A 26142-nucleotide genomic window follows, 5' to 3' on the forward strand; every position below is an offset into this window, starting at 1 on the left:
AGGTCGCATGTCGCACAACGCCGAGTCCACCGCCTTCCGCAGCGCGCTGGAGGTGATCCGCGCCGTCGAGCCGCGGGTGGCGGACGCCATCGGGGCTGAGCTGGCCGACCAGCGCGAGTCGCTGAAGTTGATCGCCAGTGAGAACTACGCCTCCCCCGCGACGCTGCTGACCATGGGCAACTGGTTCAGCGACAAGTACGCCGAGGGCACGGTCGGACGCCGCTTCTACGCCGGCTGCCAGAACGTGGACACCGTCGAGGCGCTCGCCGCCGAGCACGCCCGGGAGCTGTTCGGGGCCGCCCACGCGTACGTGCAGCCGCACTCCGGCATCGACGCCAACCTGGTCGCCTTCTGGGCGATCCTCGCCGACCGGGTCGAGTCGCCCGCGTTGAAGAAGGCCCAGGTCCGTCAGGTCAACGACCTCACCGAGGCGGACTGGTTCGCGCTGCGCCGGGAGCTGGGCAACCAGCGGATGCTCGGCATGTCGCTGGACGCCGGCGGCCACCTCACCCACGGCTTCCGGCCGAACATCTCCGGCAAGATGTTCGACCAGCGCAGCTACGGCACCGACCCGGCCACCGGCCTGATCGACTACGACCGGGTGGCCGAGGCGGCCCGGGAGTTCAAGCCGCTGATCCTGGTCGCCGGCTACTCGGCGTACCCCCGGAAGGTCAACTTCCGGATCATGCGGGAGATCGCCGACTCGGTCGGCGCCACCTTCATGGTCGACATGGCGCACTTCGCCGGCCTGGTCGCCGGCAAGGTCTTCACCGGCGACTTCGACCCGGTGCCGCACGCGCACATCGTCACCACCACCACGCACAAGTCGCTGCGCGGCCCGCGCGGCGGCATGGTGCTCTGCGGCCCGGAGCTGGCCGACCAGGTCGACCGGGGCTGCCCGATGGTGCTCGGCGGCCCGCTGCCGCACGTGATGGCCGCCAAGGCGGTCGCGCTGGCCGAGGCCCGGCGCCCCGACTTCGCCGACTACGCACAGCGGATCGTGGACAACGCGCAGGCGCTCGCCGACGGACTGCTGCGCCGGGGCGCGACGCTGGTCACCGGTGGCACCGACAACCACCTGGTGCTCATCGACGTCTCCGGGTACGGCCTGACCGGCCGGCAGGCCGAGCAGGCGCTGCTCGACTCCGGGATCGTGACGAACCGCAACGCGGTGCCGCAGGACCCGAACGGCGCGTGGTACACGTCCGGCATCCGGATCGGCACGCCGGCGCTGACCACCCGTGGGCTCGGCGCCGCGGAGATGGACGCCACCGCCGAGCTGATCCACACCGTGCTCACCGGGACGAGCCCCGGCACCGGCCCCGACGGCGCCCCGTCGAAGGCCAGGTACGTGCTCGACCCGGCGACCGCCGAGCAGGTCGGCAAGCAGGCCGCCGACCTGCTCACCCCGTTCCCGCTCTATCCCGAGGTCGAGCTGGGCTGAGACGCGCCCGCGCCCCTGCCGACCGGACGGCCGGCAGGGGAGCGGACCTCAGTTCAGCGGACGCTTGAGGTGGTAGCGGTGCACCTCGGTGCTGCCCTGCACGTTGTTCACGTCCTCGGCGGCGCTGACCAGCTCCCAGCCCTCCCGGCCCACCCGGTTGAGGTGCGCGACCGCGGTGTCGCCGTACGCGGTCACGTCGGTGCGGGACCCGTCCGGGCCGTACCAGACGAACGAGACGTGGAAATTCCGGCCCTGCCCCTGATAGCGGCGGACCAGCAACGCGTACTCCCAGGCAACCATCCGTCCATTATCAACGGAGCGCCGGAGGCCGGGGAACACCTGTGCTGCCCGAACGGCGACACTGCGAGGTCACGCCGGCGCCGCCACCGCGGCCGAGGTGTCGGCGACCAGCGCGGCGAGCCGGTCCAGGCCCAGGTCGATCTGCGCCGGGGTGACCGCGCTCACCGACAGCCGCAACGCGTTCACCGGCGTGCCGGCGTCGTAGAAGTGCGCCATCGGGGTCCAGAGCACGCCGTACTCCCGCGCCGAGCGGTGCAGCAACGCGTCGTCGACGGCGAACGGCACGGTCACCACCACGAAGAAGCCACCGGCCGGCACGGTCCAGCGCACCGGACCGCCGTCCGGGAAGCGTCGCGCCAGGCCGTCGACCAGGTGGGCCAGGTTGCGGGCGTACGCGGCCCGCTCCCGGACGTTCGCCGCCACCAGCGAGCAGTCGTGCGCCAGCAACGCGCCGCCGATCACCGCCTGGCTGATCGGCGACGTGTTCACCGTGACCATGCTCTTGATCTTCGCGAGCTGGTCGGCGAGCGGACCGACCGTGCCGTCCGAGCCCTCCACCCGCTGGTCGGCCACGACGTAGCCGACCCGGGCGCCGGGCAGCACGGTCTTGGCGAATGAACCGAGGTAGACCACCCGGCGGGCGGTGTCCAGCGCCTTGAGCGTCGGGCGGCGGTCCGTGCCGGCGGCCGGGAAGAGGCCGTACGGGTTGTCCTCGACGAGCAGCAGGTCCTCCTCGGCGGCCAGGTCGAGCAGGCGGCGCCGGTGGGCGGTGTCCATGCTGACCCCGGACGGGTTGGCGAAGTCCGGCATCACGTAGCAGGCCCGCGGCCGCAGCCCTTCGGCGCGGGCGCGGCGCACCCCGGCGCGCAGGTCGGCCAGGTCGACGCCGTCCGGGCCGCCGGCCACCGGGCGCACCGGCAGGTCGACCAGGCGGGCCGCGCCGGTCAGCCCGACGTACGTCGGCGCCACCGCGAACAGCACGTCGGACGCCTCGGCCCGCAACGCGCGCAGCACCAGGAACATCGCCTCCTGGCAGCCGACGGTCACCACGATCGCGTCCGGGTCGACCGTGATCCCCTCGTCGACGGCGAGGTTGCGGGCGATCAGGTGGTGCACGATCCCCTTGGTCCGGCCGTACTGCAACAGCGTCCGGTCGATCTGGGCCGGGCCGAGCCCGAGGTCGTCGGCGAGGTGCCGGCGGAAGCGGTCCAGGTGCTCGGCCAGCCGCGTCGAGTCGAAGAACTCCTCGTACGGCCGGCCGGCGGCGAGCGACACCGCCTCCGGGTAGTGCTGCGCCACCTCGTTGAGGAAGTTCATCGAGTTCAGCGCCGGATCGTCGACGCTGCCGTGCAGCGCCGTGACGGCCAGGTCCACCGGTTCCACGTCAGCCTCCGATCCGGGTACGCAGCCGCCCGGCCGACGCCGGGTCGGGGCAGCCGCTGAGGATGAGGGCGTCCCGCAGCTCGGCCGCGAGCAGCGCCAGGGCGGCCTCGGCGCCGGCCCGGCCGCCGGCGGCGAGGGCCCAGAGCAGCGGCCGGCCGACCAGCACGCCGGACGCGCCGAGGGCGAGCGCGCGCAGCACGTCGACGCCGCCGCGGACGCCGCTGTCCAGCAGCACCGCGCACCGCTCCCCCACCGCGTCGACCACCTCCGGCAGCACGCTCACGCTGGCCGGGGCGGCGTCGAGCTGCCGGCCGCCGTGGTTGGACACCACCACCGCGTCCACGCCGGCGTCCGCCGCGCGGACCGCGTCGCGGGCGTCCAGGATGCCCTTGACCAGCAGGGGCACCGGGGTACGCGCCCGCAGCCAGGCCAGGTCCGCCCAGCTCAGCGCCGGGGCGAAGACCGCGCCGGTGTGCACCGCCACGGCCGAGACACCCGGTGTGCCCTGGTGGGCCAGGTCGTCGCGTCCGCCGGGCAGGTTGGCGGCGGTGACGTGCGGCGGCAGCGCGAACCCGTTGCGCGCGTCGCGCAACCGCCGGCCCAGCACCGGCACGTCCACCGTGACCATCAGCGCCGCGCAGCCGGCGCCCAGCGCCCGGTCGAGCAGGTCGGCCACCAGCGCCCGGTCCCGCAGCCAGTAGAGCTGGAACCAGACCGTCCCGCCGGCCGCCGCGATCTCCTCGATCGGCGTGCTGGACAGCGTGCTGGCCACGTAGGGCACGCCGGCCGCGCCGGCCGCCGCCGCGAGCGCCGGCTCGCCGTCGGGATGCAGCAACCGCTGGTACGCCATCGGCGCGACCGCCACCGGCAGCGCGGCCCGACCACCCGGCAGCGGCGCCTCGGTGGACGCCTCCTCGACGCCGGCCAGCATCCGCGGCAGCACCGCCACCCGGTCCAGCGCGGCCCGGTTGGCGGCCAGCGCGGTCTCGGCGCCGCTGCCGCCGTCGACGTAGTCCCACACGTCGTCGGGGAGCACCGCCCGGGCCAGCGCGGCGAAGTCGGCCAGGCTGGCCGGCGGCACGAAGTCCGGCTCGGGTTCAGGCATGCTCGGTCCCGACGGTCGCCGGAGCCGACGCCGGGTCGAGGCCGAAGCTGCGGCGCAGGAACGCCGCGGCCCGCTGCTGGGCCTCACCGCCGGCGTCGAACACGCCGGGCATGGCGAAGAAGCCGTGGACCAGGCCCGGGTAGTCGGCCGTCTCGGTGGGCACGCCCGCCTCGCGCAGCCGCTCGGCGTACCGCCGGCCCTCGGCGCGCAGCGGGTCGTGCCCGGCGGTGACGACAAGCGCCGGCGGCAGGCCGGACAGGTCCTCGGCGAGCAGCGGCGAGGCGAGCGGGTGGGCCGCGTCGCCCGGGTCGGCGAGGTAGTGACCGCGGTACCACCCGACGGAGTGCCGGTTGAACAGCAGCGGGTCCTCGTCGTCGGTCGGACGCTGCCCGGGACGCTGGTCCGTGTTCGGATAGACAAGCAACTGGGCCGCCAGCCGAGGGCCGCCGTCGGCGCGGGCCAGCAGCGTCACCGCGGCGGCCAGGTTGCCACCGGCGCTGTCCCCGCCCACCGCCAACCGCCCCGGGTCGACCCGGAACTCGGCGGGCCGCGCGGCGAGGTGACGCAGCGCGGCGTGGCAGTCCTCCACCGCGGCCGGGAACGGGTGCTCCGGGGCCAGCCGGTAGCCGACGGTCACGGTCTGGCAGCCGGCCAGGTTGACCAGCCGGCGGCAGATCCCGTCGGCGGTGTCCACACTGCCCAGCGTCCAGCCGCCGCCGAAGAAGTAGACAAGCGTGGGCAGCGGGCCCTCGCCGGCCGGCCGGTGGATCCGCACCGGCAGCGGCCCGGCCGGGCCGGGCACCTGCGTGTCGCGTACCTCGGCCACCGGCTCGACCGCGCCGCCGCCGGCGCGGATCGCGGCGAGGTCGGCGGCGCGGGCCTCGGCGAGGGTCTGCGTGTAGAGCGGCGCGGCGCCGGCGGCCGCGCGCGCGGCCCGCCACGCGACCACCTGCGGGTCGAGCGTCATCCGGCCTCCCCGGTGGTGACGAAGAGCTTGTCGATGCCGCGCAGGAAGAGGCTACCGCTGTAGGTGTAGGGCTGGGTGACCGCGAGCCGGGGGAAGCGGGCGAAGAGCCGGGGCAGCGCGAGCCGGCCCTCCAGTTTCGACACCGCCGAGCCGAGGCAGAAGTGCAGCCCGACCCCGAAGGCCAGCGACGGCGGGCCGCCGCGACGCGGGTCGAAGCGGTCCGGGTCGGGGAACCGGGCCGGGTCGCGGTTGGCGGCGGCGATCAGCAGCAGCACGTTGTCGTCCCGGCCCACCGGCACGCCGTCCAGCTCGGTGTCGGCGGGCGCGGACCGGGCCAGGAAGTGCACCGGGCTCTCCATCCGCAGCACCTCGTCCACGCAACCCCGGGCGAGGGCGTCGTCGCCGGGCAGCGCGGCGGTCACCTCCGGGTGGGCGAGCAGCAGCGGCAGGCCGTTGCTGAACATGTAGACGGTGGTGACGAAACTGGCGTTGAACAGCACGATCAGGTTGCTGATCAGCTCGTCCTCGGTCAGCCCGACGCCACCGGCGTCGAGCACCTCGACCAGGCCGCTGATCAGGTCGTCGCCGGGTGAGCGGCGGCGGTGGGCGATCAGGTCGCGGTAGTAGGCCCGCAGCTCCTCGGCGGCCTGGTTGGCCCGGGCCAGCCGCTCCGGCGTCTTGCCGGCGACGTCCATGTACTCGTCGATCCAGTCGACCCGCTGCCGGTACCAGGCCAGGTCCGCCGCCGGCAGGCCGATGAACTCGGCCATCACCAGGGCCGGGACCGGGTACGCGAAGTCGGCGACGAAGTCCACCTCGGCGCCGTCCGCGCCGGCCTCGGCCATCGCGTCCAGACGCTCGGAGACGATGCGCACCACCACCGGCTCCAGCGCGCCGAGCCGGCGCGGGGTGAACGTCTTCGCGAACACCGCGCGCATCCGGGTGTGGTCCGGCGGGTTGATGAACATCATCGAGGTGAGGAAGGTACGCAGGATCTCCTGCTCCTCCCAGCCGGGCGGGAAGCCCTTGTACCAACCGGGATCGCGCAGGATCCGGTCCACCACGTCGTAGCCGCCGGCCACGGCGGTGACGGTGCGATGCTCGGCGCGGGTGGGAATGGCGCTGATCGGCCCGCGCTCGTGCAGGGCCGCGTAGAAGGGATAGGGGTTCTGCCGGCCCTGCTCGCTGTACAGGCCGGTCAGGATCTCGCTGACGTCCACGGCGGGTCTTCCTCCCCAGGAATTGGCGGCGGGGGCGGCCGCCGTGCGCCGCCGCCCCCGCCCGGTGTCACAGCCCGAGCAGCCGCAGCGGGACGGCGTTCGCCATCGCCCGCGCGCCCGCGTCGTTCGGGTGGATGTGGTCCCCGGCGTCGTACGCCGGCAGCAGCCGACTCGGCCGCGCCGGGTCACGGAGCACGGCGTCGAAGTCGAGCACGCCGTCGAACTCGGCCCGCCCGGCGCCGCGCAGCCAGGCGTTGACCGCGTTGCGGGTGGCGTCCTTCTCCTCGGTCCACACCCCCGGCCCGCCGTTGCCCTCGTACGGGGTGACGGTGCCGACCAGGCTGGTCAGGCCGCGCGCCTTCACCTGCCGGTTGAGCTGCCGCAGCGACCCGATGATCGCCTCGCTGCTGTCGCCGCTCATCCAGATGTCGTTGATGCCCAGGTGGGTGATGACGGTGCGGACGCCGGTCTGCGGGAACACGTCCTCGTTGAGCCGGGCCAACGCGTTCGGGCCCAGCTCGTAGTAGCCGGGGAAACCGCCCGCGCCGGGCTCGGTGCCCTCGTGGTTGAGCCGGTTGCCGGCCAGGCTCAGGTTGAGCACACCCGGGGTGCGGACCTCCGGGCGGGCGTCGACCAGCCGCTCGGCCAGCAGGTCCGGCCACCGCTGGTCGGCGTTGACCGTGCTGCCGTTGCCGTCGCCGATGGAGTCGCCGAGCACCACCACCGAGCCCGGCGTGGCCCGGCGCTCCACGTCGATGCCGGAGAGGAACATCCAGCAGCAGTTGGGCTTGATGGTGAAGCCCGTGCCGCCGGCCGCCGTGGTCAGGTCCGTCGCGCCGATGAAGTTGGTGACCCGGGACTGGCCGTGGAACGTGACCGGACCGGTGAGCACCGGGAAGTACAGGGTGACCACCAGGTCCTCCTGCTCGGCCACCGGGTAGGACAGCGGGTCGCTGAGCAGTTCCGCGCCCTTGTTCATGGTGGCCGACGTGCCGCCGGAGAAGGTCAGCTCCCGGACGCTGGCCGGGTCGACGTCGGACAGGTCGTCGGCGGTGGCGGTGTTCGGCCGGGCGATCGTGGCGTGCCCCACCTGCACCGCCTGCTCGCCGTAGAGGTTGGTGAGCCGGACCCGCAGGCGCGGACCGCCCACCGTGGTCTGCACCGTCATCCGGATGCTCTGGTCGTTGAGGCCGGTGTTGGTCAGCCCCACGGTGTTCCCGCGGGTCACCGCCGCGGCCCAGCTCCCGGCCCACTCGGCGCGCCCGTGCCCGGCGCGGTCGGTGTCGGTGGGGCCGGCGCTCGCGGTGACCGCCGGGGTGCCGGCGAGCAGCAGCGTTGCGGCGGAAGCTATGACGTGCCATCTCTTCGGGGTCGGCATCGATCCTCCATTTTCGGCAGCCCCGGGCATGGCGCGGTGGGCGCCATCGGCCCGGGCGATGGACCGGAAACTAGCCGTCGCCGGTGACGAGCGTCAATCAACCTGATCGACATGGTCAAATGCCCGGGGGATGCCGGGCACCGACGATCGGCTCTGTCCGCCGTGGACCGACGCTGCCTAGGCTCGGAACCGGCGGCGGTGCGGTCGCCGACCCCGGCACCCGCCGTTGAAGTCCCGGCCCTGACCTGGCCGGACGCCGCTCGCGGACCAGATGGGGGTTGCCCGATGACCGACCGGCCGAACTACGTGCACGAGGCGCTGGAGCTGTTCGCCGGGTTCGGCGACCGGGAGGCGCTGGTCGGCGGCGGACGCCGGCTGACCTACCCCCGGGTCGCCGCCGAGGTGCGCGGCCTGGCCGCCGCGCTACGCCGGCACGGCGTACGCCCCGGCGCCGCGGTGCTGGTGATGCTCGGCAACACGGTCGAGGGCCCGCTGCTGCAACTCGCGCTGCACCTGCTCGGCTGCCGGAGCATGTGGATCGCCCCGGTCACCTCGCGGCGGGAGATCGACGAGTTCGTCGCGCTGGCCGCGCCGGAGGTCTTCGTGCACGACCCGCGCGACCCGCTGGGCGGGCAGCTCGCCGCCGGGCTGGCCGGCGTACCGGTGCTCTGCCTCGGGCCGGGCGGCGCCGGACCGGACCTCACCGCCGACGGCGCCCCCGCCGACGGCACCCCCGTCCACCGCGCCGCCCCGGCGGACCCGCCGGCCTCCGGGCCCGCGCCGGAGTCGTTCCTGCAGACCAGCGGCACCACCGGCACGCCGAAGCTGGTGCACCACCGGGAGAGCTTCTACCGGCAGGTGCTGGCGCTCGCGGCCGACTTCCGGGCCGCCGGGTTCCCGCTGCTGCGACACCTGTCGCACTCGCCGATGTGGCTGGCCAGCGGCCAGATCACCACGCTGTTCAACCTGTTCACCGGCGGGGTGCTGTTCCTGCGCGAGCAGTGGGACCCGGCGACGTTCATCGCCACCGCGCACGCCGAGCGGCTCACCTCCACGTTCGTCACCCCGCCGATGCTGTACGAGGTGCTCGACCACCCCGACCTGCCGGGCGCCGACTTCTCCGCGATGTTCATGTTCAACGTCGGCGCCGGGCCCGCCGCCCCGGCCCGGCTGCGCCAGGCCATCGACCGGTTCGGCCCGTGCCTGCGCATCGTCTACGGGCTCAGCGAGGCCGTCGTCATCTGCGCTCAGCCCGGCCTCACCGAGGACCCGGAGCACCCGGAGCGGTTGCGCTCCTGCGGCCGCCCGTACGGGGACGTCACGGTGGAGATCCGCGACGCCGACGGCCGGGTGCTGCCGGCCGGCGCCGACGGCGAGGTGTGGGCCCGCACCAAGCTGAGCTTCGCCGGCTACCACGGCCAGCCGGAGCTGACCGCCGAGACGCTCGTCGACGGCTGGGTGCGCACCCGCGACATCGGCCACCTCGACGACGACGGCTTCCTCTACCTGGTCGACCGGATGCAGGACCGGATCCTCACCCGGCAGCGGAGCTGGCCGATCTACTCCCGGCCGATCGAGGACGTGCTCGCCGGGCACCCCGAGGTCCGCGCCGCCGCGGTGATCGGGGTGCCGGACCCGGTGGCCGGGGAGCTGCCGCACGCGTACGTGGTGGCGGCGCCGGGCGCGTCGGTCACCGGCGACGAGCTGATCGCGCTGGTGACCCGGGAGCTGAGCGAGACCTGGGCGCCCGGTGCGGTGGAGTTCGTCGACGCGCTGCCGCTGAACCGGTCCGCCAAGGTGGACAAACGGGCGCTGCGGGCCCGGTACGCCGCCGCGCACCCGATCGGCAGCCCGGCGTGAACCCGCGCCGGGAGTTGTACACCCTGGTCGGCGCCGACCTGCTGTCCAACCTCGGCACCCGGATCTCGGTGGTCGCCATTCCCTGGCTGGTGCTGGAGACCACCGGCAGCCCAACCCGGATGGGCCTGGTCGCGGCCGCGGAGACGCTGCCGTACATGCTCTCCAGCGCGCTGGCCACGCCGTGGGCGGACCGCTTCGGGGTACGCCGCACCTCGGTCTTCGTGGACGCGGCGAGCGCGGCCGCGATGGCGGTGGTGGCGCTCGCGCCCTGGCTCGGGTTCGGCACGCTGCTGGTGCTGGTGGCGGTCGCCGGCGGGCTGCGCGGCATCGGTGACCGGGTCAAGCACGTGCTGTTCAAGCCGGCCGCCGAACGGGCCGGGGTGCCGTTGATCCGGCTGACCTCCGCCTACGACGGGCTGGCCCGGGGGATGACGTTGTTCGGCGCGGTGCTGGGCGGGCTGCTGATCGACTGGGTGGGGCTGACCCGGGCGATCTGGATCGACGCGGCCACGTTCGCGGTCTGCGCGCTGCTGATCGGGGTGCTGGTCCGCCCGCCGGCGCTCGCGCAGCCGCCGCCCCGGGAGCGCTACCTGCGGGCGCTGCGCGGCGGCTTCGCCTACCTGCGCACCGACCGGACTCTGCTGATCATGCTGATCGTGGTGTCCGCGTCAAACATGTTCGCGAACGCCAGCGTCGCGGTCTGGATCCCGCTCTGGGTGAATGAGGTGCTCGGCGACCCGGCCGGGTTCGGGCTGCTGCTGGGCGTGTTCTCGGCCGGCGCGCTGCTGGGCAACCTGCTGTTCACCCTGGTCGGCACGCGACTGCCCGACCGGGCGACGTTCGCCCTCGGACTGGCGCTCAGCGGCGCGCCCCGGCTGCTGGCGCTGGCGCTGAGCGACGACCTGGTCGTGGTGCTGGTGGTGACGTTCCTGTCCGGGATCGGGATCGCGGCGGTGAACCCGCTGCTCGGCGCCGCGCTCTACCAGCGGGTGCCGGAGGCGTTGCAGACCCGGGTGCTGGGCATCTCCGGCTCGGTGGCGTTCCTCGGCCTGCCGGTAGGGGCGCTGCTCGGCGGCTGGTCGGTGGCGCTGCTCGGCCTGACCCCGGCGCTGCTGGTGATGTCGGTGGCCTGCCTGGTGCTCACCGTGGCGCCGCTGCTGCTCTTCCGGTACCCGGCCGACCGCCAGGCGGCGGAGCCGGTCACCCCCACCCCGGCCTGACCGGGCCGACGCCTTCCTCCGGCGACGGCGGGTCGGCTAGCGTGCCGGGCATGCCATCGACGTTGACCGAGGCGACGGATCCCTGGTGCCTGCGGCCCGGTGAGGCCGGCGAACTGCTGCGCGGGCACCCGTGGCGCCGATTCGTGGTGCTGGGCGACAGCGTCGCCGAAGGGCTGTGCGAGCCGGCCGACGGCTACTCCGACCTGCAGTGGGCGGACCGGATCGCGGCCGAGCTGCGGGCGGAGCGGCCCGACCTGGCCTACCTGAACCTGGGCCGGCGCGGGCTGCGCGCCCACGAGGTCCGGGCCACCCAGCTGGCCGACGCGCTGGCCTTCGCGCCGGACCTGGCGCTGGTGGTGTGCGGCGGCAACGACGCGTTCCGGCCCGGGTACGACCCGGACGCGGTCGACGCGGAGCTGTCCACGCTGATCACCGCGCTGCGCGGCACCGGGGCGGACGTGCTCACGGTGGGCATGTTCGACGTCTCGCACAGCCCGGCGGTGCCGGACACGCTGCGCGCCGGCCTCGGCGAACGGATGCGCCGGCTGTCCCGGCACACCCGGGCGGTGGCCGAGCGGCTCGGCACGCTGCACGTGCACCTGACCGACCATCCGCTGGTCGCGGACCCGTCGCTCTACAGCAGCGACGGCCGGCACGGCAGCGCCCGCAGCGACGCGGTCGCCACCGCCGAGACGCTGCGCGTCCTGGCCGCCCGCGCCGCGCCCAGCCCGCCTCTCGACGACCGCTCGGGGTGCGCTGCAACCCCCGTCAGCACTTCCCGCCGAATCGGCGGTCCCGCCGAGGTGGAACCCGAGAGGCCTTCTGTGGTGCCGTAGAGATCGACCTTGCCGTCGAAACCGGTCCTGCCGCCTGGACCGGCCCCCGCCGCCTGGACCGACCCCCGCCGTTTGGACCGACCCCCGCCGTTTGGACCGACCCCTGCCGTTTGGATCGGCCGGTCGCGCCCTGATCGGTTCCTGCCGCCAGACCGGTCCCTCCGTCCAGACCGGTCTCGCCGGCCGCGCGGGACCTGAGCGCCTCCGCTACCGGGCACAGGATCGGCGAGTGCCTTTGGAGCTGATATCAGGAACGACTCACCGCACGGTGGCTGCGGGAGGCGACGACAAACGCCATGTCGACCAGCGCGGATCACGTGAGGCGAGCGGTCCCGACGCCGGTGGCGGATCGCAAGGGACCACGGCGAGTCGTTTCTGATATCAGCTCCAAAGGCGACCGGAACCCCACTGTTCAGGAATGAGGCATGACGATCGTCGCCCGTCGGTGGTCCGGGCCGCTCCGGTGCTACCGGCCGTTCAGGGCCACAGCCGGTTCAAGGCCACAGCCGGTTCAAGGCCACAGCCGGTTCACGCCGGCAGAGGCAGGCAGGCAGGCAGGGGCAGTCTGGACCGGACGAAAGGAGGCCCGTCAGTCATGGGCGACGGGCGCACCGCCGACCGCAAGTCAGGGCCGTCCCTGGTCGGGGCCGTCCGAGGTCAACAGGCCGGCGAGCAGGGCGCGCAGGGTGCGGGTGAACAGGTCGTCCCCGGGCGGCGGGTTGGGCGCGGGGGCGGCGAACGCGGCCGCCAGGTGCGGGTAGGCCGCCATGTCGACGTGGTCGAACGTCACCGTGCCAGTGGCCGCCGCGTTGCGGGCGAAGAGCGTCACCACGCCGGTGACCATGGCGATCGCCTCGAACTTCGCGGCGGTCGTCGCCCGGACCGGTTGCAGGATGCGCAGGCAGGCGTCGAAGTGGGCAAGCGTGTTCGGTCCGGGATCGGCGCGTCGGGCGAGCGCGTCGGCCAGCCACGGGTGCCGACCGTGCAGCGCGAGCTGGCGGCGGGCGAGCCGAAGGAACTGGTCCGTCCAGGTCCCGTCGTCGTCGGCCGGGTAGGGGCGCAGCTCACCCACGCACCTGTCGACCATCAGGTCCAGCAGGTCGTCCCGGGACGACAGGTGCCGGTAGAGCGAGCCGGCGGCCATGTCGAGCGCGCCGGCCACCGCCCGCATGGATACCGCGTCCAGGCCGCCGGCGTCGGCCAGCTCGACCGCGGCCGCCGCGATCTCGTCCCGGCCGTGCGTCGGTGTCGGGCCGCGGGTGCCGCGCCGGGGCCGGGTCCAGATCGACCGGCCGGTGGCACCGTCGCCGGCCGGATCAGTGGGTGCGCCGCTCACCCGTTCACTGTAAACTGCAAACGTCGTTCGCAGTTTTAGGGGTCATGAGGGGACAGCCATGCAACGGATCACGGCGCCGGACGGCGCGCATGTCGTCGTGCACTCCACGGGCACCGGACCGGGCCTCGTCGTGGTGCACGGCGGCGGGGTGACGATCCGGGAATACCGGCGGCTGGTCGCCCGGCTCGCCGACCGGTTCACGGTGCACCAATACAACCGGCGAGGTCGGGCGGACGCGGCGGCGCGGCGCGAGCCGTACTCGGTGGAGCAGGAGATCGACGACCTCGGCGCGGTGCTCGCGCACACCGGCGCCCGCTGGGCGGTCGGGCACAGCTATGGCGCGTTCGTGGTGCTGCGCGCCGCGCTGCGGCTGCCGCTGGAGCGGATCGCGGTCTACGACGCCCCGCTGCGGCTGGCCGGGCGCGGCATGTCGACGGCGTTCCTCGACCCGGCCGAGGCGGCGGTGCGGGCCGGGAACCCGGCGCGCGCCCTGGCCATCGTGGCCGCGGCCGTCGACCCGCGGAACCCCGCGTCGCGGCTGCCGCTGGCGGTGCGGACGGCGCTCACCCGGGCGTTCCTGCGCACCGAGGTCGGGCGGACGATGGGCGCGCTGGTCGGCATGACGCTCGCCGAGTCGCGGCAGATCGTGGCGCACGAGGGGCCGGCCGAGCAGTACGCCGGCATCACCGCCGAGACGCTGCTGATCAGCGGCGCCAAGGCCGCGCCGTTCTTCACCGAGACCAACGACATGCTGGCCGCCGTGCTCCCCCACGCCCACACCCTGCGCGTCCCCGGCAGCCCTCACAACGGCATAGCCGCCGCCCCACCTGCCTTGATCGATCCCCTGGCCGCCTTCTTCACCACCCCGACCGCGGGCGAGGTCAGTCGGTGAGGAGGACGCCGGTCATGAGGACGCCTCTGGCCAGGTTCAGCACGCCCTCGCAGCCCGGGTAGCCGACCCGGGCCAGCGCGCCGGAACCGGTGCGGCCGAACAGGTACGGGGCGAGGCTGTACGGGACGTCGGCGGTCACCGTCTCCCCGGTCTCGATCTGCACGAAGTCCATCGCCACCCGGTCCGCCTCGTGATAGCGCTGCAGGATGTGCCCGCCCGCGTCGATCGCGGCCCGGACCCCGTCCTCCCAGGCCACCGCGCTCAGCTCCGGCCCGATCAGCACCCCGTGCCCGGCCGACCCGCCGGCCGGCTTCGCGACCAGGTCGGCCTGCTCGGCCAGCGCCCGGTCGAGCCGGTCGGCGGTGAGCGCCACGGTGTGCGGCACGTACCGGCGGATCAGCGCCCGGTCCGGCTCCGGCAGCAGGTCCAGGTCGGCCCAGAGCCAGGCGTAGTTCAGCTTGTTGCTGAGCAGCCAGGCCGCGCTGCTGACGAACATCGGCAACGTCCCGGCCGCCAGCGCGCCGGCCACCGCGTCCAGGCCCGCGCTGGGGGTGACCCGGTTCGGCACGAAGAGCCGGAACAGGGCGTCCACCGGGGCGCCGTCGACGACGAGCCGGCTCCGCTCGTCCAGCGAGGCGGTCGCGACCGGGGCGATGACCAGATCGATGCCGAACCGCCGGGCCTGGTCGGCCAGCGGGGCGAGGATCCGGATGAACGTGTCCGGGTCGTCCAGCCCCGGGTATTCCGCCTCGAAGTCCATCAGCAGCGCCACCCGGGCGCCGTCGGGCAGCCCGAGGCCGTCCCGGATGGCGACGAACCGCTGGTCCAGCAGGGACGGCGCGGGCCGGACGCGGTCGAGCAGACCGCCCGCGCGGTACAGGTCCGCGTACCGCTGGATCACGGTGTCGGCGTCGAAGCCGCCGCCGAGGCTGCTGTCGATGTTGTACTCCACGATGCACGGCACGCCGCCGGAGAACAGCACGTCCGGCCGGTACGCGGCCAGCAACCCCTCGTGCAGCACCTCGTCCGGGTCCAGCAGCCGGGTCTCCCCCTCCGGCACGTCCAGCAGCCGGCGCAGCTCACCCGCGGTGCGGGCCCGCCGCCGGCAGGCGTCCAGGATGAGCTGGACGATCCGGTCGCAGACCTCGTTCAACTCGCGGAACGCGTCCGCGGTGAGCACCGGCGGGCGGGCCAGCCGCCACTCCTTGTTGTAGGTGGCCCGGCCGTGGAAGATCTCCTCCCAGGCGCCGGCGCCGGCCGTCACCATCGCCGCGCGGGTGGACTCGGGCAGGTCGGTCCACGCCTGGCCGAGCGGCGGCCACCGGTAGTTCGGGTCCATCGTTCATCCGTCCTTGAGGGTCAGTTGGATGGCGGCGGTGAGCTGGTCCCGGCCGGGCTGCACGGCCCGGTCCAGAGCCGGCGCGAAGGGCAGCACGGCGCCGTCGGGCCGGGTGACCCGCCGGGGTGGGGCGGCCAGCCGGACCCGCTCCACGACGGTCGCGATGATCTCGCCGGCGATCCCGCAGGAACGATTGCCGTCGTCGACCACGACGAGGCGCCCGGTGCGGCTCACCGAGTCGACCAGCCCGTCCCAGTCGAACGGGTACAGCGTGCGCGGGTCGAACACCTCCACCGACGCCTGACCGGACAGCTCCTCGGCGACCGCGAGCGCGTCGTGCACCAGGTGCCCGACCGCGACCACGGTGACGTCCTCGCCGGCCCGACGGACCACGCCCCGGCCCAGCGGCACCGGCGCCGGCTCGGCGACGTCCTCCCGCAGGTCCAGCGCGCCGGCCGGGGCGAAGACCACCACCGGGTCGTCGCAGCGGATCGCGGAGACCAGCAGCCCGTACGCGTCGGCCGGGGTGGCCGGCACCACGGTGGTCACCCCGGCGTGGGCGAAGAGCGCGTACGGGTGGTCGGAGTGCTGCCCGGCCCAGCCGGTGCGGGAGCCGGAGCCGGGCACCAGGTAGGTGACCGGCACCGCGCACTGGCCGCCGGTCATCAGCGGGAACTTGTGCGCGTGGTTGACGATCTGCTCGAAGACCAGGAACAGCAGCGACGGGATCTGGAACTCCACCACCGGGCGGGCTCCGGCCAGCGCCGCCCCGGTGGCGAAGCTGGTGAACGCCTGCTCGGACAGCGGGGTGTCGCGGACCCGCTCCGGGCCGAACTTCCTGAGCAGGCCGGTGGTGACGTTCGCGGCGGCCACCCGGATGTCCTCGCCGAGCACCAGGACCGACTCGTCACGGGCCATCTCGTCGGCGAGCGCCCGGGTGAGCGCCCTGCGGTAGGACAGCCGGGGCATCAGCCACCTCCGGTCCGGGCGGTCAGCCCGCTGGCGTACAGGTGGTCCAGGGCGGTCGCCGGATCGGGGTGCGGGCCGGCCAGCGCGAAGTCGACGGCGGCGGCCAGCACCGCCTCCACCGCCTCGTCGACCTCGGCCCGCACCGCCGGGGCCAGCCGGGCGCCCTGGATGTCGACCGGGTCGCGCGACCGACCTTCGGCCACCTCCTCCGGCGGCCGGTAGTCGAGGCGTACCCGATGCTCGAAGGTGTGGTGGGCGTCGAACCGGTAGGTGTGCGCCTCGATCAGCTCCGGGCCGCCGCCGGCGCGCATCCGCGCGACGGCGGCGGCGCTCGCCGCGCGTACCGTCTCCGGGTCCTGGCCGTCGACGGCGGTCGCCGGCATGCCGAACGCGGCGGCCCGCCCGGCGACGGTGCCGGCGACCGCGCCGGCGATCGGCATGGTGGTGGCGTAGCCGTTGTTCTCGCAGACGAACAGCACCGGCACCCGCCAGAGCGCGGCCAGGTTGAACGCCTCCAGCAGCATCCCCTCGTTTACCGCGCCGTCGCCGAAGAACGTCGCGCCGACGACGTCGGCGCCGCGCCGCCGGCGCTCCCACACCGCACCGGTGAGGATCGCGCCGGCGGCCCCGACGATCGCGTTGGCGCCGAGCACCCCGACGCCGAAGTCGGCGGCGTGCATCGACCCGCCCCGGCCCCGGTTGAGCCCGGTGACCCGGCCGCACAGCTCGGCCAGCATCCGGGCCGGGTCGGCGCCCTTGGCGAGCACGTGCCCGTGCCCGCGGTGGGTGCCGGTCACCAGGTCGTCGGCGGCCAGCGCCGCGCACACCCCGGCGGCGATCCCCTCCTGACCCAGGTAGGGGTGGATGCCACCGATGATCTCCCCGGCGTCGACCAGCTCGATCGCGCGCTCCTCGAAGCGGCGGATCAGCCGGACCGTCCGGTAGAGCCGGACCGGGTCGGAGCCGGTCACGCCGGACGGCCCTCCTTGATCGCCCGCTCCAGCCGCTCGATGCCCGGATGCGTCCTACCCCAGTCGTACCGTGACATTGTCAGCCTCCCTGCTGGGCGCGGTCGCGCCAGATGACCGGGCAGTAGTCGGGGTCCGCGTAGTCCGGCCGGCCCTCGCGGGTGCGGCGGACCAGCACGTCGTGGTTGTACGCGGCGAGCGTGCCGTCGGAGAGGGGATACTCCCGCCAGGCGTTCGCGCCGTCCTGCAGGTGCAGCGAGATCGCCCGCCGGGGGCGTCCGCTGACGTTCGCGCCGCTGCCGTGGTAGGTGCGGCAGTGGTGGAAACTCATGTGTCCCTTGGGGATCACCATGGGGATCTTGCGGATCTCGGCGTGGTTGTACGCCGCGTTCTCGGCCAGCATCGCCTCGAGCTGGCCGCGGTCCCGGTCGGCGAAGTGCCGGACCACGGTGTCGTCCGCGCCGATCTCCCGCCACCGGTGCGAGCCGTCCACCATGGTGATGGTGCCCATCTCCTCGCCGCAGTCGTGGAACGGGACGAACGCGGTGAGCATGTCCTCCGACGACGAGGACGCCCAGTAGTGCTTGTCGAAGTGCCAGGGCACGATGTTGGAGGGCTCGCCGGCGATCGGCGGCTTCCAGATCAGCGTGGACTGGAAGACGCGGATCTCGGTGGCCCGCGCCAGCCGGGCGGCGACCGCCCCGATCAGCGGCTTGCGCAGGATGCGGGCGATCCCGTCGTGCTCGTGGTGGACGTAGTCGTTGTGCCGCTGCACGTCGCCGCGCGACGGTTCCCAGTAGGCCAGCTTCGGCGGGCGCACCGGCAGCCGCCGGTCGCGCTCCCCGGCGTAGTAGCGGTCCGTCGCCGCCACCAGCTCGTCCACCTCGTCGTCGGTGAGCAGCTTCTTCGACAGGTACCAGCCGTGCTCGGCGTAGTGCCGGACGTCGTCGTCGGAGGGGAGCAGCGCCTCCTCCTCGGCGGTCAGCCCTGGATCGATGGTGGTCATGCGCCCGCCCCTCCGGTCGTGCCGGCCGAACTCGCGGCCAGCTCGCGTTCCTTCGCCTCGTAGAGGGCCTTGATGTTGCCGCTGCCGAAGGTGCGTGCCCCGCGCCGCTCGATCACCTCGAGGAAGAGCGTGCGGCGCACGTGCATCGACTCGGTGAAGATCTGCAGGAGCTGCCCGTCGTGGTCGGAGTCGACCAGGATGCTCAGCTCGCGCAGCCGGTCCACCGGCGCGTCGAGCCGCCCGACCCGCTGTTCCAGGTCGTCGTAGTACGCGCCGGGCGTGCGGGCGAACCGCACCCCCCGGCCGGCGAGCGCGCCGACGGTGGTGACGATGTCGTCGGTACGCAGCCCGAGGTGCTGCACCCCGGCGCCGGCGTGCCAGCGCAGGAAGTCCTCGATCTGCCCGGCCCGGGCGCTCGTGTCCGGCTCCAGCAGCACCAGGGTCACCTGCCCGGACGGGCTCTGCACCACCTTGGAGTTCATCGCCTGGCCGGCTACCTCGATGTGCTCGGCGAAAATCTCGGCGAAGCCGAACACCTTCTCGTAGTGCGCGACCGTCTCGTCGAGCTGCCCGGGCGGCACGCAGACCGCCAGGTGGTCCACCTCGGCCAGCAGCGCGTCGCCGTCCGCGACCGCCACCGGCTCGATCGCGCCGGGCAGGAACACGCTCCGGTCGCCGCGCCGCTCGACGAGGCGGTGCAGCACGTCGCCGAAGCCGCCGACCTCGGCGACCACCACCTCGGCGTCCGCGCCGGTGAAGGTGCGCGGCGGGGTCACCTCGGTCGCACCCCGGGCCACCAGCTCCGCGTACGCCCCGGCGGCGTCGTCGACCGCGAGGGCCACCACGGCGATGCCGTCGCCGTGCCGGTGCACGTAGGTGGCCGCCGGGTGCTCCGCGGACAGGCCGGTGGTGAGCAGCAGCCGGATGCCGGCCTGGGCCAGCAGCAACGAACGTTGCCCGGCCAGCCCGGTCTCCGGACCGCCCTGGCCGTGCAGCCGGAACCCGACCGCGGTGTCGAAGTAGAAGGCCGCCTGCCGGGCGTCCCCCACGTACAGCTCCAGATGGTCTATGCCGTTGACGTGCATGGGCTTCCCCCTCTTCCGCCGTGATCGCGACCCGGGCACCTCACCCGGGGATGGAGTCCGGTCAGCCCGTCACCGGGGTGGCGACCCGGCGCAGCAGCAGGCTGACGTTCTGGCCGCCGAACCCGAACGAGTTCGTCAGCGCGTGATCGGTCCGGGTGGGCCGGGGCACGGCGCGGACGTGGTCCGCCTCGCACTCCGGGTCCGGGTCGTCCAGGTGGTAGGTGGGCGGGAGCAGGCCGCGCCCGAGCGCCAGCGCGGTGGCCGCCGCCTCCAGCGCCCCGGAGGCGCCGAGCAGGTGCCCGGTGAGCGCCTTGGTGGAGCTGACCGGCACGCCGCCGACGCCGAACACCTGGGCCAGCGCGGTGGTCTCGGCGATGTCGCCGAGCTTGGTGCCGGTGCCGTGCGCGTTGACGTAGCCGACGTCGGCCGGCCCGATCCCGCCGGCGGCCAGGGCCCGGCGCATGCACGCGGCCGCGCCGGCGCCGTCCGGGCGCGGCGCGGTCGGGTGGTACGCGTCGGTGTTCGTCCCGTAGCCGGCGACCTCGGCGTAGCCGGTCACGCCCCGGCCGGCGGCGTGCGAGGCCCGCTCCAGCACCAGCAGCGCCGCGCCCTCGGCGAGCACGAACCCGTTGCGCCGCTTGTCGAACGGCCGGCTCGCCTCGGTGGGCTCGTCCCAGCCGCGGGCCAGCGCCCGGGCGTTGCCGAAGGTGTCGGCGAACGTGCCGAACAGCGGCGCCTCGCTCGCCCCGCAGACCACCACGTCGGCCTCGTCGGCGCGGATCAGGCGTACCCCGTCGGCGACGGCCTGGGCGCCGGAGGCGCAGGCGGTGCCGACCGCCGAGCTGTAGCCGCGGATGCCGTGCGCGATGGCGATGCGCGCCGAGGGCATGTTCGGCAGGATGCCGGTGAGCAGGTACGGGCTGACCGCGGCCCGGCCCCGGTCGGCGCGGGCCAGGATCTGGCTCTCCAGGGTGGACATGCCGCCCACCCCGCCGATGATCACCGCGATCCGCTCCGGGTCGACGTCGCGCCCGACCTCGATGCCGGCGTCGGCGAGCGCCTCGGCGGCGGTGATCAGGGCGAGCAGCACGACCCGGTCGAGCACCTTCGTCTCCGGTCCTCGGGCGACGCTGCGCGGGTCGATCGGCGGCAGCACGCCGGCCACCTCCAGACTGTCGCGCGCCGGGTGCCCCTCCGGTGGGCGGGACAACCCGGAACGGCCGGTGAGCAGCGCGTCGAACGTCTCCGCCGCTCCCCGCCCGACCGGGGTGAACAGCCCCATGCCGGTGATCAGGGCGGTCATGACGGCGCCTCGGTCAGGTAGCGCTCGCGCAGCGCCACCTTGCGCACCTTGCCGGTCACGGTGACCGGGATGTCGTCGGCGCGTACCGGGATGACCCGGCGCAGCGTGGCGGCCACGTCCGCCCCGAGCGCGGCGCGGATGCGGGCGGTGCGGTCCTGCGCCGGGTCGGCCCCGACCGCCAGCTCCAGCAGCACGTCCGTGGTGACCCCGCCGTCGGGCTCCTTGACGATGACCACCGTGCAGTCGGTCACGTCGGCGCACGCGGCGAGGATCCGCTCCTCGGACAGCGCGGTGAAGAAGCGCTTCCCGCCCGTCTCGACCGAGTCGACGGCCCGGTCCAGGTGGTAGTAGCGGCCGTCGTCGTCGGCGTACACCAGGTCGCCGGTGAGGTACCAGCCGCGCAGCCGGTAGCGGTAGGTGGTGACCGAGTCGTTCCAGTAGCCGCGGAACAGCGACGGCGAGTCGATGCCCAGCCAGCCGACCTGGCCGGCGGGCAGCTCGTTGCCGTCGGCGTCGAGCACGGCGACGGTGGCGAACCGGTAGGGGCGGCCGACGCAGCGGCCGTAGTGGTTGGTGTCGACGGTGTGCGTGACGTGGAACATCGAGTGCCCCATCTCGCTGGAGCCGAGCCCGTCGATGAAGACCGAGCCGGGCACCCGGGTCACCCCGGCGCGGGTCACCACGTCCCGGGAGCCGACCGCGACCAACCGGCGCACGTGCGGCTCGTGCGAACAGTCGCCGGTGTTGAACCACAGCCGCACCGAGTCCAGGTCGTAGCCGGACAGGTCGAAGCGGGCCAGCTCGGCCCAGGTCACCGAGAAGCCGAAGACGCCGTCCGGGCGCCACCGCTGGATCGCGTCGAGCACCCGGTCGCCGCCCTGCTCGGAAAGGAGGAACATCTCGGCCCGGTTGCCCAGCGCCTGGTTGACCATCAGCACGGTGGCGGTGTGCGGGGCGGGCAGCGCGTTGAGGATCCGGCGGGTGCCCTGGGCCTGCGGCATGGACAGCAGGTGCCGGGTGGCGGCGAAGAGGCTGGCGTGCGAGTGCAGCACCGCCTTCGGCACCCCGGTGGTGCCGGAGGTGTGGGTGATCACGATCGGGTCGTCCGGGTGGTGCCGGTAGTGCGCGGGCGCGGCGGCCGGGTCCCCGCCGCCGGCCGACGCCGGCTCACCGAGCAGCGGGGCGCCCAGGTCGTGCCCGGCCAGCGCGGCGGCGTGCGACGCGTCGGCGAGCACCCCGGCGGCGCGCAGCCGGCGGATGTACTCGGTGGCGATCTCCGGGCGCAGCTTGCCGTTCATCAGCGCCGGGATCGCGCCGAGGCGGGTCAGCGCCAGGAACGACAGCACCATGTCGGCGGCGGTGCCGGCCCAGACCGCGACCGGGTCGCGCGGCCGCACCCCGCGTTCGTGCAGCCAGGCCGCCCGGGCGGCGACCAGCCGGTCGAGCGTGCCCAGGGTCAGCGGGGTCTCGGCCGGGTGGCCGTCGACCTCGGTGTCGAACGTGAGCCCCGGACCGTCCGGGTCGGCGCCGTGGGCCAGCACCCGGGCGAGCACGTTGCCCGCGCCCAGCTCCGTGTCAGCGGCCAGCGCGCCGCGCAGCCCCTTCGTCCTCATTGACGTGTCCCCTCCCCCAGCAGCACCGCGGTCGCCTCGCCCGGCGTACCGTCCGGTGCCAGTTCGATCAGGATCAGCAGCGCCTGCGCGGCGTCGCCGTCGTGGCGTAACAGGTCGGCCTCGGCCTCGCCCTCGGCCCGCGGGTCGCCGGTCGGGCTCAGGCACACCACCGGCCCGTCCAGTCCCCAGCGCGCCGCGACGTGCCCGGCCACGCTGTTCGGCACCGACTGGAAGAAGAACAGCGGGCCGACCCGCCCGCCGGCGGCGACCGTCTCCCGGACGTGGGCCGCGCCGGCCGTGTCCCCGCTCGCGCTGACCAGCAGCACCGCCGTCCGGTTCCCGGCCGGCAGCGCCCCGCCGGCGTACCGCCGCCCCAGGCACCGGTCGGCGACCGCCGCCACCAGCGGGTGGAAGGCCGAGTACACGAACCCCGGCACCCCCGGCGGAGCCCCGTCCCCGTCCTCGGGCCACCGCGCCTCGGCGAGCACCCCCCACGCCGTTGATCTTGCAGTTGCGGCCCCCGCTTCGGGGCTTTCGCCCGGATCGCCGGGTCGGGAAGTGCAAGATCGCGGGTCGGGGTGGGTCGGGGCGGTCACGGGACACTCACCAGGAGGGCGGTGTTGGCGCCGCCGAAGGCGGCGTTCAGGGTCAGGGCGTGCGGGGTGGCGGCGGGACGGGGGGCGTCGCGGACGACGTCCAGCGGGCACGCCGGGTCGGGGGCCAGCCAGCCGGCGGTGGGCGGCAGCTCGCCGTGCCCCAGCGCCAGCACGGTGACCACCAGTTCGAGCAGCCCGGACGCCTCCAGCGCGTGCCCGTGCACCGACTTGGTGGAGCTGACCGGCAGCCGCCCGGCCAGGTCGCCGAAGACCCGGGACAGCGCCGCCGCCTCGGAGGCGTCGCTGAACGGGGTGCCGGTGGCGTTGGCGTTGACGTAGCCGACCGCCGCCGGGGACAGCCCGGCGCGGCGCAACGCCGCCTCGACCGCCCGCGCCAGACCGTCCCCGCCCGGGTGCGGCTGGCACGGGTGGTACGCGTCCCCGGCCCGGCCCCACCCGGCCACGGTGGCCACCGTCGGCGCGCCCCGTCGGCCGGCGGCGGCGGCCGACTCCAGCACCACCGCGGCCACCCCGTCGCCGAGCAGCAGCCCCTTGCGACCGGCGCTGAACGGGCGTACCGCGCCGTCGGCCGCGAGCGCCCGGCCGGCGTCGAAGAGCGCGTACTGGTCGGGTTCGACCAGGTAGCCGGCCGCGACCACGACCCGCTCCAGGTCACCCCGGCGGATCAGCGCGGCCGCGTCGGCGACCGCGGTGCTCGCCGAGACGCAGGCGGTGGTGTAGACCCGGGTACGCCCGCCGAGGCCGCACCGGGCCGCCAGGTGGCCGGCGAGCGCCGGCGCCGTCGGCTCGTCCACCCCCTCCGGTACGGGCAGCGAGGGCGGTCCGCCGTGGGTGGCCAGGAACAGCGCCGTGCCCGACCGGTCGGCCGGACCCAGCCCGGCGGCCCGCCCGACGTGCTCGATCGCGTCGGCGAGTTCGTCGGCGAGCGTGCCGGTCTCCGGCAGGGTGGCGGCCACCGTGACCCGGCGGCCGGTGGTGTCGAAACGGCGCACCGGGGTGAACGCCGGGGCGCCGGTGAGCACCCCGGCCAGCAGCGCGTCGGCGCCCCTGCCCAGGGCGCTGACCGCGTGCGTGCCGGTGATCCGTACGAGGTCCCGCTCAGCCATCTGCGGGGGCGGTCAGCGAGGTGTGGAACACCGCCAGCGCGTCGTCGACGGTGCGAATGTCGGCGAGCTGGTCGTCGGTGAGGTCGAGCCGGCGGTCGTACCGTTGCTCGACGAGGTGCACCAGCCAGGCCAGCTCCATCGAACCGATCCGGTCCGGCACCTGGTCGACGGGCTTCGCGGTCAGTTCGGCGAGCATGCTCACCAGGTCAGCTCGCCCCAGGTCGGGCTGACCGGGCATCAGGAGTTGTCGCTGTTCGGGGCCACCCGGCCGGCGACCATCGTGGTGAACTCGCCGACCGTCATCAGCGCCAGCTTCTCCGACTCGTCGTCGGCGAACTTGAGCCCGTAGCGGTCCTCGACCCGGACGGCGAGGTCGGCCAGCGCCAGCGATTCCAGGTCGACGCCGGAGGGGCCGAGGGTGGTGCCGTCGTCGACGTCCTCGACGTCGTAGTTCATGTCGGCGAGCTGCTCGATGACGAAGGTGCGGACCTCGTCGCGCATGGGTGGGACCTCATTTCCGGGTAACCAGTCACCGGTGCCCGGTCGGGACACCGTGTCCTTCGGGGACGGTCGGGCCGCCGGCGTCCAGCGGGAGCTGACGCGGCGGCGGGTGCGGCGCGCGGGTGGCGCGCCGCCCGGCCGGCCCGGGGTGGGGATCGGGGTACGCCGGACGCGCGGCGGGCGCCCGGTGGTGGTCGTGCTCGCGCAGCGGGCCGGTCACGAGGCCGCGTCCCGCAGCGCCGGAACGGAGCGGACCAGCTTGCCGGTGGTGGTGCGGGGCAACCGGTCGAGCAGGTGCAGGGCGCGGGGCCGTTTGAAGCCGGCCAGCCGCTCGGCGATCAGGCGGTCCAGCGCGTCCTCGGTCAGCGCGCCGTCGTGCTGCACGTAGGCGCTGATCCCGTCGTCCCAGACCACCACCGCGGCGGTGACCCCGGGCAGCCCGGCGACGGTGGCCTCCACCTCGGTCAGGTCGACCTTCAGGCCGCCCACCGACACCTGCGAGTCCAGCCGGCCCCGGATCGTCACCAGCCCGGTGTCCGGGTCGACCGAGCCGGCGTCGCGGGTGTGCAGCCAGCCGTCGGCCCAGCGGGTCGGGTCGGCGAGCCCGACGTACGGGTTCGCCGGGCAGCTCACCCACAGCTCACCGTCCTGCTCCCGCACCCGGATGCCGGGGGCGGGCGCGATCGCGGGACGGTGGCGCCCGTACAGGTCGGTGCCGATGACGCCGACCTCGGTCATCCCGTACATGTTGCCCAGCGGGACGCCGTAGCGGTCGGTGAAGGCCCGGGCGACCGCGGCGGGCACCAGCTCGCCGCCGGTGGTCATGCGGGTGAGCTGGGGCAGCGGCCCGCCGGGCACGGTGGAGGCGAGCAGCCCGATGTGGAACGGCACGCCGAGCACGGTGGCCGGGGTGTCCTGCGCGGCGACGGCGGCGAGCACCGCGTCGCCGCTCAGCCGCTCCGGCGGGCACAGCTCGACCCCGGCGTGCAGCCCGTAGAGCAGGCCACCGACCAGGCCGAGCACGTGCACCATGCTGGGCAGCAGGATGATCCGCTCACCGGGCCGCGCCACCCCGTCGATCTCGGTGTAGCGGCGCACCTCGGCGACCAGGTCCTCGGCGGTGCGACCGATCACCTTGGACGGCCCGGTGGAGCCGGAGCTGAGCTGGACCACCGCGTGCGGGCTGCCGGCCGGCCGGTCGGACCAGGCGCGCACCCCGGCGGTGACGTCGACGAAGACGCGCAGCGCGCCGCCGCCGGAGCGCACCGGCGCGACCACCACCTGCGGGTCGAGCCGGTGCAGCGCCCGGTCGACCTCGTGGTCGGTGAGCCGGTGGTCGAGCAGCACCGCCTGGGCCCCGGCACGCCAGGTGGCGAGCAGGTGCGCCACGTACGCCAGCGACGGGGGCAGGCGCAGCGCGGCGGCCCCGCCACGACGCAGCCCGGCCCCGGTCAGCCGCTCCTGCGCCTCGCCGACCAGCCGGCGCAGCGTGCCCCGGTCGACCGGCTCGGGAAGGCGCAGGCAGACGTCGCTCGCCGGACCGGCGAGCAGGATGTCGTCCACCCAGTCCGCCGTCGCCTGTGGATCTTCCGCCCCGGTCACGACCCGCCACCGCCCAGCCCTAGATGTGCGTGAGATCCGCCCACGGGATGCGCTCTCCGATGGGCTCACGGCACCCTACGACGGGCCTTCTC

24 protein-coding genes and 1 pseudogene are annotated in these 26142 nt (G+C 74.6%); 5 read left to right on the forward strand and 20 right to left on the reverse strand.

Annotation, left to right across the window (positions count from 1 at the left end):
- Positions 1-7 precede the first annotated feature (7 nt).
- Positions 8-1444 carry a glycine hydroxymethyltransferase gene (locus ACGFI2_RS05045; protein ID WP_393510802.1) on the forward strand — a complete coding sequence of 479 codons (1437 nt, stop codon included), beginning with the start codon at positions 8-10 and terminating at the stop codon, positions 1442-1444.
- A 48-nt stretch (positions 1445-1492) separates the two neighbouring features.
- Here ACGFI2_RS05045 and ACGFI2_RS05050 read toward each other — a convergent pair whose 3' ends face one another.
- From ACGFI2_RS05050 to ACGFI2_RS05075, 6 genes are all read right to left on the reverse strand, one after another.
- Positions 1493-1744 (reverse strand): hypothetical protein, encoded by a 252-nt coding sequence (locus ACGFI2_RS05050; RefSeq protein WP_393510804.1) that lies wholly within the window; start codon positions 1742-1744, stop codon positions 1493-1495.
- Positions 1745-1813: 69 nt separating this feature from the next.
- Entirely contained in the window at positions 1814-3127 is a 1314-nt protein-coding gene (locus ACGFI2_RS05055) for a PLP-dependent aminotransferase family protein (protein ID WP_393510806.1), read from the reverse strand.
- A gap of 1 nt (position 3128) precedes the next feature.
- A complete protein-coding gene (locus ACGFI2_RS05060) occupies positions 3129-4232 on the reverse strand; it encodes an alpha-hydroxy acid oxidase (protein ID WP_393510809.1) in 1104 nt (367 codons plus the stop codon).
- On the reverse strand, positions 4225-5199 hold the full coding sequence (locus ACGFI2_RS05065) for an alpha/beta hydrolase (RefSeq protein WP_393510812.1): 975 nt from the start codon (positions 5197-5199) through the stop codon (positions 4225-4227). The genes ACGFI2_RS05060 and ACGFI2_RS05065 overlap by 8 nt, the downstream gene beginning before the upstream one ends.
- Positions 5196-6419, reverse strand: a complete 1224-nt coding sequence (locus ACGFI2_RS05070) for a cytochrome P450 (protein WP_393510815.1) — start codon at positions 6417-6419, stop codon at positions 5196-5198. The genes ACGFI2_RS05065 and ACGFI2_RS05070 overlap by 4 nt, the downstream gene beginning before the upstream one ends.
- A 67-nt stretch (positions 6420-6486) precedes the next feature.
- A complete protein-coding gene (locus ACGFI2_RS05075) occupies positions 6487-7770 on the reverse strand; it encodes an SGNH/GDSL hydrolase family protein (RefSeq protein WP_393511621.1) in 1284 nt (427 codons plus the stop codon).
- Positions 7771-8082: 312 nt separating this feature from the next.
- Between ACGFI2_RS05075 and ACGFI2_RS05080 the strand changes: the two genes are divergently transcribed.
- The 3 genes and pseudogenes from ACGFI2_RS05080 to ACGFI2_RS05090 form a co-directional block, all read left to right on the forward strand.
- Positions 8083-9657: a class I adenylate-forming enzyme family protein gene (locus tag ACGFI2_RS05080; RefSeq protein ID WP_393510818.1), complete on the forward strand. Its 1575-nt coding sequence runs from the start codon at positions 8083-8085 to the stop codon at positions 9655-9657.
- The gene (locus tag ACGFI2_RS05085) at positions 9654-10877 is read left to right on the forward strand and encodes an MFS transporter (RefSeq protein WP_393510821.1); all 1224 of its coding nucleotides are present in this window, start codon (positions 9654-9656) and stop codon (positions 10875-10877) included. The genes ACGFI2_RS05080 and ACGFI2_RS05085 overlap by 4 nt, the downstream gene beginning before the upstream one ends.
- A gap of 50 nt (positions 10878-10927) precedes the next feature.
- Positions 10928-11599 (forward strand): annotated as a pseudogene (locus ACGFI2_RS05090) (SGNH/GDSL hydrolase family protein); the annotation flags it as partial.
- 739 nt (positions 11600-12338) lie between these two features.
- Here the strand turns inward: ACGFI2_RS05090 and ACGFI2_RS05095 are convergent.
- Positions 12339-13049: a TetR/AcrR family transcriptional regulator gene (locus ACGFI2_RS05095; protein WP_393510824.1), complete on the reverse strand. Its 711-nt coding sequence runs from the start codon at positions 13047-13049 to the stop codon at positions 12339-12341.
- 58 nt (positions 13050-13107) lie between these two features.
- On the opposite strand from ACGFI2_RS05095, the gene ACGFI2_RS05100 reads away from it, so the two are divergent.
- A complete protein-coding gene (locus tag ACGFI2_RS05100) occupies positions 13108-13941 on the forward strand; it encodes an alpha/beta fold hydrolase (protein WP_393510827.1) in 834 nt (277 codons plus the stop codon).
- On the opposite strand, the gene ACGFI2_RS05105 is transcribed toward ACGFI2_RS05100, so the two are convergent.
- The 13 genes from ACGFI2_RS05105 to ACGFI2_RS05165 all read right to left on the reverse strand — a co-directional run bounded on the left by ACGFI2_RS05105 (position 13931) and on the right by ACGFI2_RS05165 (position 26050).
- Positions 13931-15280: a hypothetical protein gene (locus tag ACGFI2_RS05105; RefSeq protein ID WP_393510830.1), complete on the reverse strand. Its 1350-nt coding sequence runs from the start codon at positions 15278-15280 to the stop codon at positions 13931-13933. The genes ACGFI2_RS05100 and ACGFI2_RS05105 overlap by 11 nt on opposite strands.
- A 3-nt stretch (positions 15281-15283) precedes the next feature.
- A complete protein-coding gene (locus tag ACGFI2_RS05110; protein ID WP_393510833.1) occupies positions 15284-16249 on the reverse strand; it encodes an alpha-ketoacid dehydrogenase subunit beta in 966 nt (321 codons plus the stop codon).
- The gene (locus ACGFI2_RS05115; protein WP_393510836.1) at positions 16249-17220 is read right to left on the reverse strand and encodes a thiamine pyrophosphate-dependent dehydrogenase E1 component subunit alpha; all 972 of its coding nucleotides are present in this window, start codon (positions 17218-17220) and stop codon (positions 16249-16251) included. The genes ACGFI2_RS05110 and ACGFI2_RS05115 overlap by 1 nt, the downstream gene beginning before the upstream one ends.
- 79 nt (positions 17221-17299) lie before the next feature.
- Positions 17300-18223 (reverse strand): phytanoyl-CoA dioxygenase family protein, encoded by a 924-nt coding sequence (locus ACGFI2_RS05120; RefSeq protein ID WP_393510839.1) that lies wholly within the window; start codon positions 18221-18223, stop codon positions 17300-17302.
- On the reverse strand, positions 18220-19308 hold the full coding sequence (hppD, locus tag ACGFI2_RS05125) for a 4-hydroxyphenylpyruvate dioxygenase (protein ID WP_393510842.1): 1089 nt from the start codon (positions 19306-19308) through the stop codon (positions 18220-18222). The genes ACGFI2_RS05120 and hppD overlap by 4 nt, the downstream gene beginning before the upstream one ends.
- A gap of 61 nt (positions 19309-19369) precedes the next feature.
- The gene (locus ACGFI2_RS05130; protein WP_393510844.1) at positions 19370-20611 is read right to left on the reverse strand and encodes a beta-ketoacyl-[acyl-carrier-protein] synthase family protein; all 1242 of its coding nucleotides are present in this window, start codon (positions 20609-20611) and stop codon (positions 19370-19372) included.
- On the reverse strand, positions 20608-22224 hold the full coding sequence (locus ACGFI2_RS05135; protein ID WP_393510846.1) for a class I adenylate-forming enzyme family protein: 1617 nt from the start codon (positions 22222-22224) through the stop codon (positions 20608-20610). Before ACGFI2_RS05135 ends, ACGFI2_RS05130 begins: the two co-directional genes overlap by 4 nt.
- Positions 22221-22712, reverse strand: coding sequence for a hypothetical protein (locus ACGFI2_RS05140; protein WP_393510849.1), 492 nt, complete (start codon positions 22710-22712; stop codon positions 22221-22223). Before ACGFI2_RS05140 ends, ACGFI2_RS05135 begins: the two co-directional genes overlap by 4 nt.
- Positions 22713-22816: 104 nt before the next feature.
- Entirely contained in the window at positions 22817-23947 is a 1131-nt protein-coding gene (locus ACGFI2_RS05145; protein WP_393510852.1) for a beta-ketoacyl-[acyl-carrier-protein] synthase family protein, read from the reverse strand.
- Positions 23940-24185, reverse strand: a complete 246-nt coding sequence (locus ACGFI2_RS05150; protein ID WP_393510854.1) for an acyl carrier protein — start codon at positions 24183-24185, stop codon at positions 23940-23942. The genes ACGFI2_RS05145 and ACGFI2_RS05150 overlap by 8 nt, the downstream gene beginning before the upstream one ends.
- Positions 24185-24448: an acyl carrier protein gene (locus ACGFI2_RS05155; protein WP_393510857.1), complete on the reverse strand. Its 264-nt coding sequence runs from the start codon at positions 24446-24448 to the stop codon at positions 24185-24187. Before ACGFI2_RS05155 ends, ACGFI2_RS05150 begins: the two co-directional genes overlap by 1 nt.
- A 28-nt stretch (positions 24449-24476) precedes the next feature.
- Positions 24477-24668 (reverse strand): hypothetical protein, encoded by a 192-nt coding sequence (locus ACGFI2_RS05160; protein ID WP_393510860.1) that lies wholly within the window; start codon positions 24666-24668, stop codon positions 24477-24479.
- A complete protein-coding gene (locus ACGFI2_RS05165) occupies positions 24665-26050 on the reverse strand; it encodes a class I adenylate-forming enzyme family protein (protein WP_393510863.1) in 1386 nt (461 codons plus the stop codon). Before ACGFI2_RS05165 ends, ACGFI2_RS05160 begins: the two co-directional genes overlap by 4 nt.
- Between the last annotated feature and the right edge of the window lie 92 nt (positions 26051-26142).

This window comes from Micromonospora sp. NPDC049282 (assembly GCF_043197045.1).
Classification (GTDB): Bacteria; Actinomycetota; Actinomycetes; order Mycobacteriales; family Micromonosporaceae; genus Micromonospora.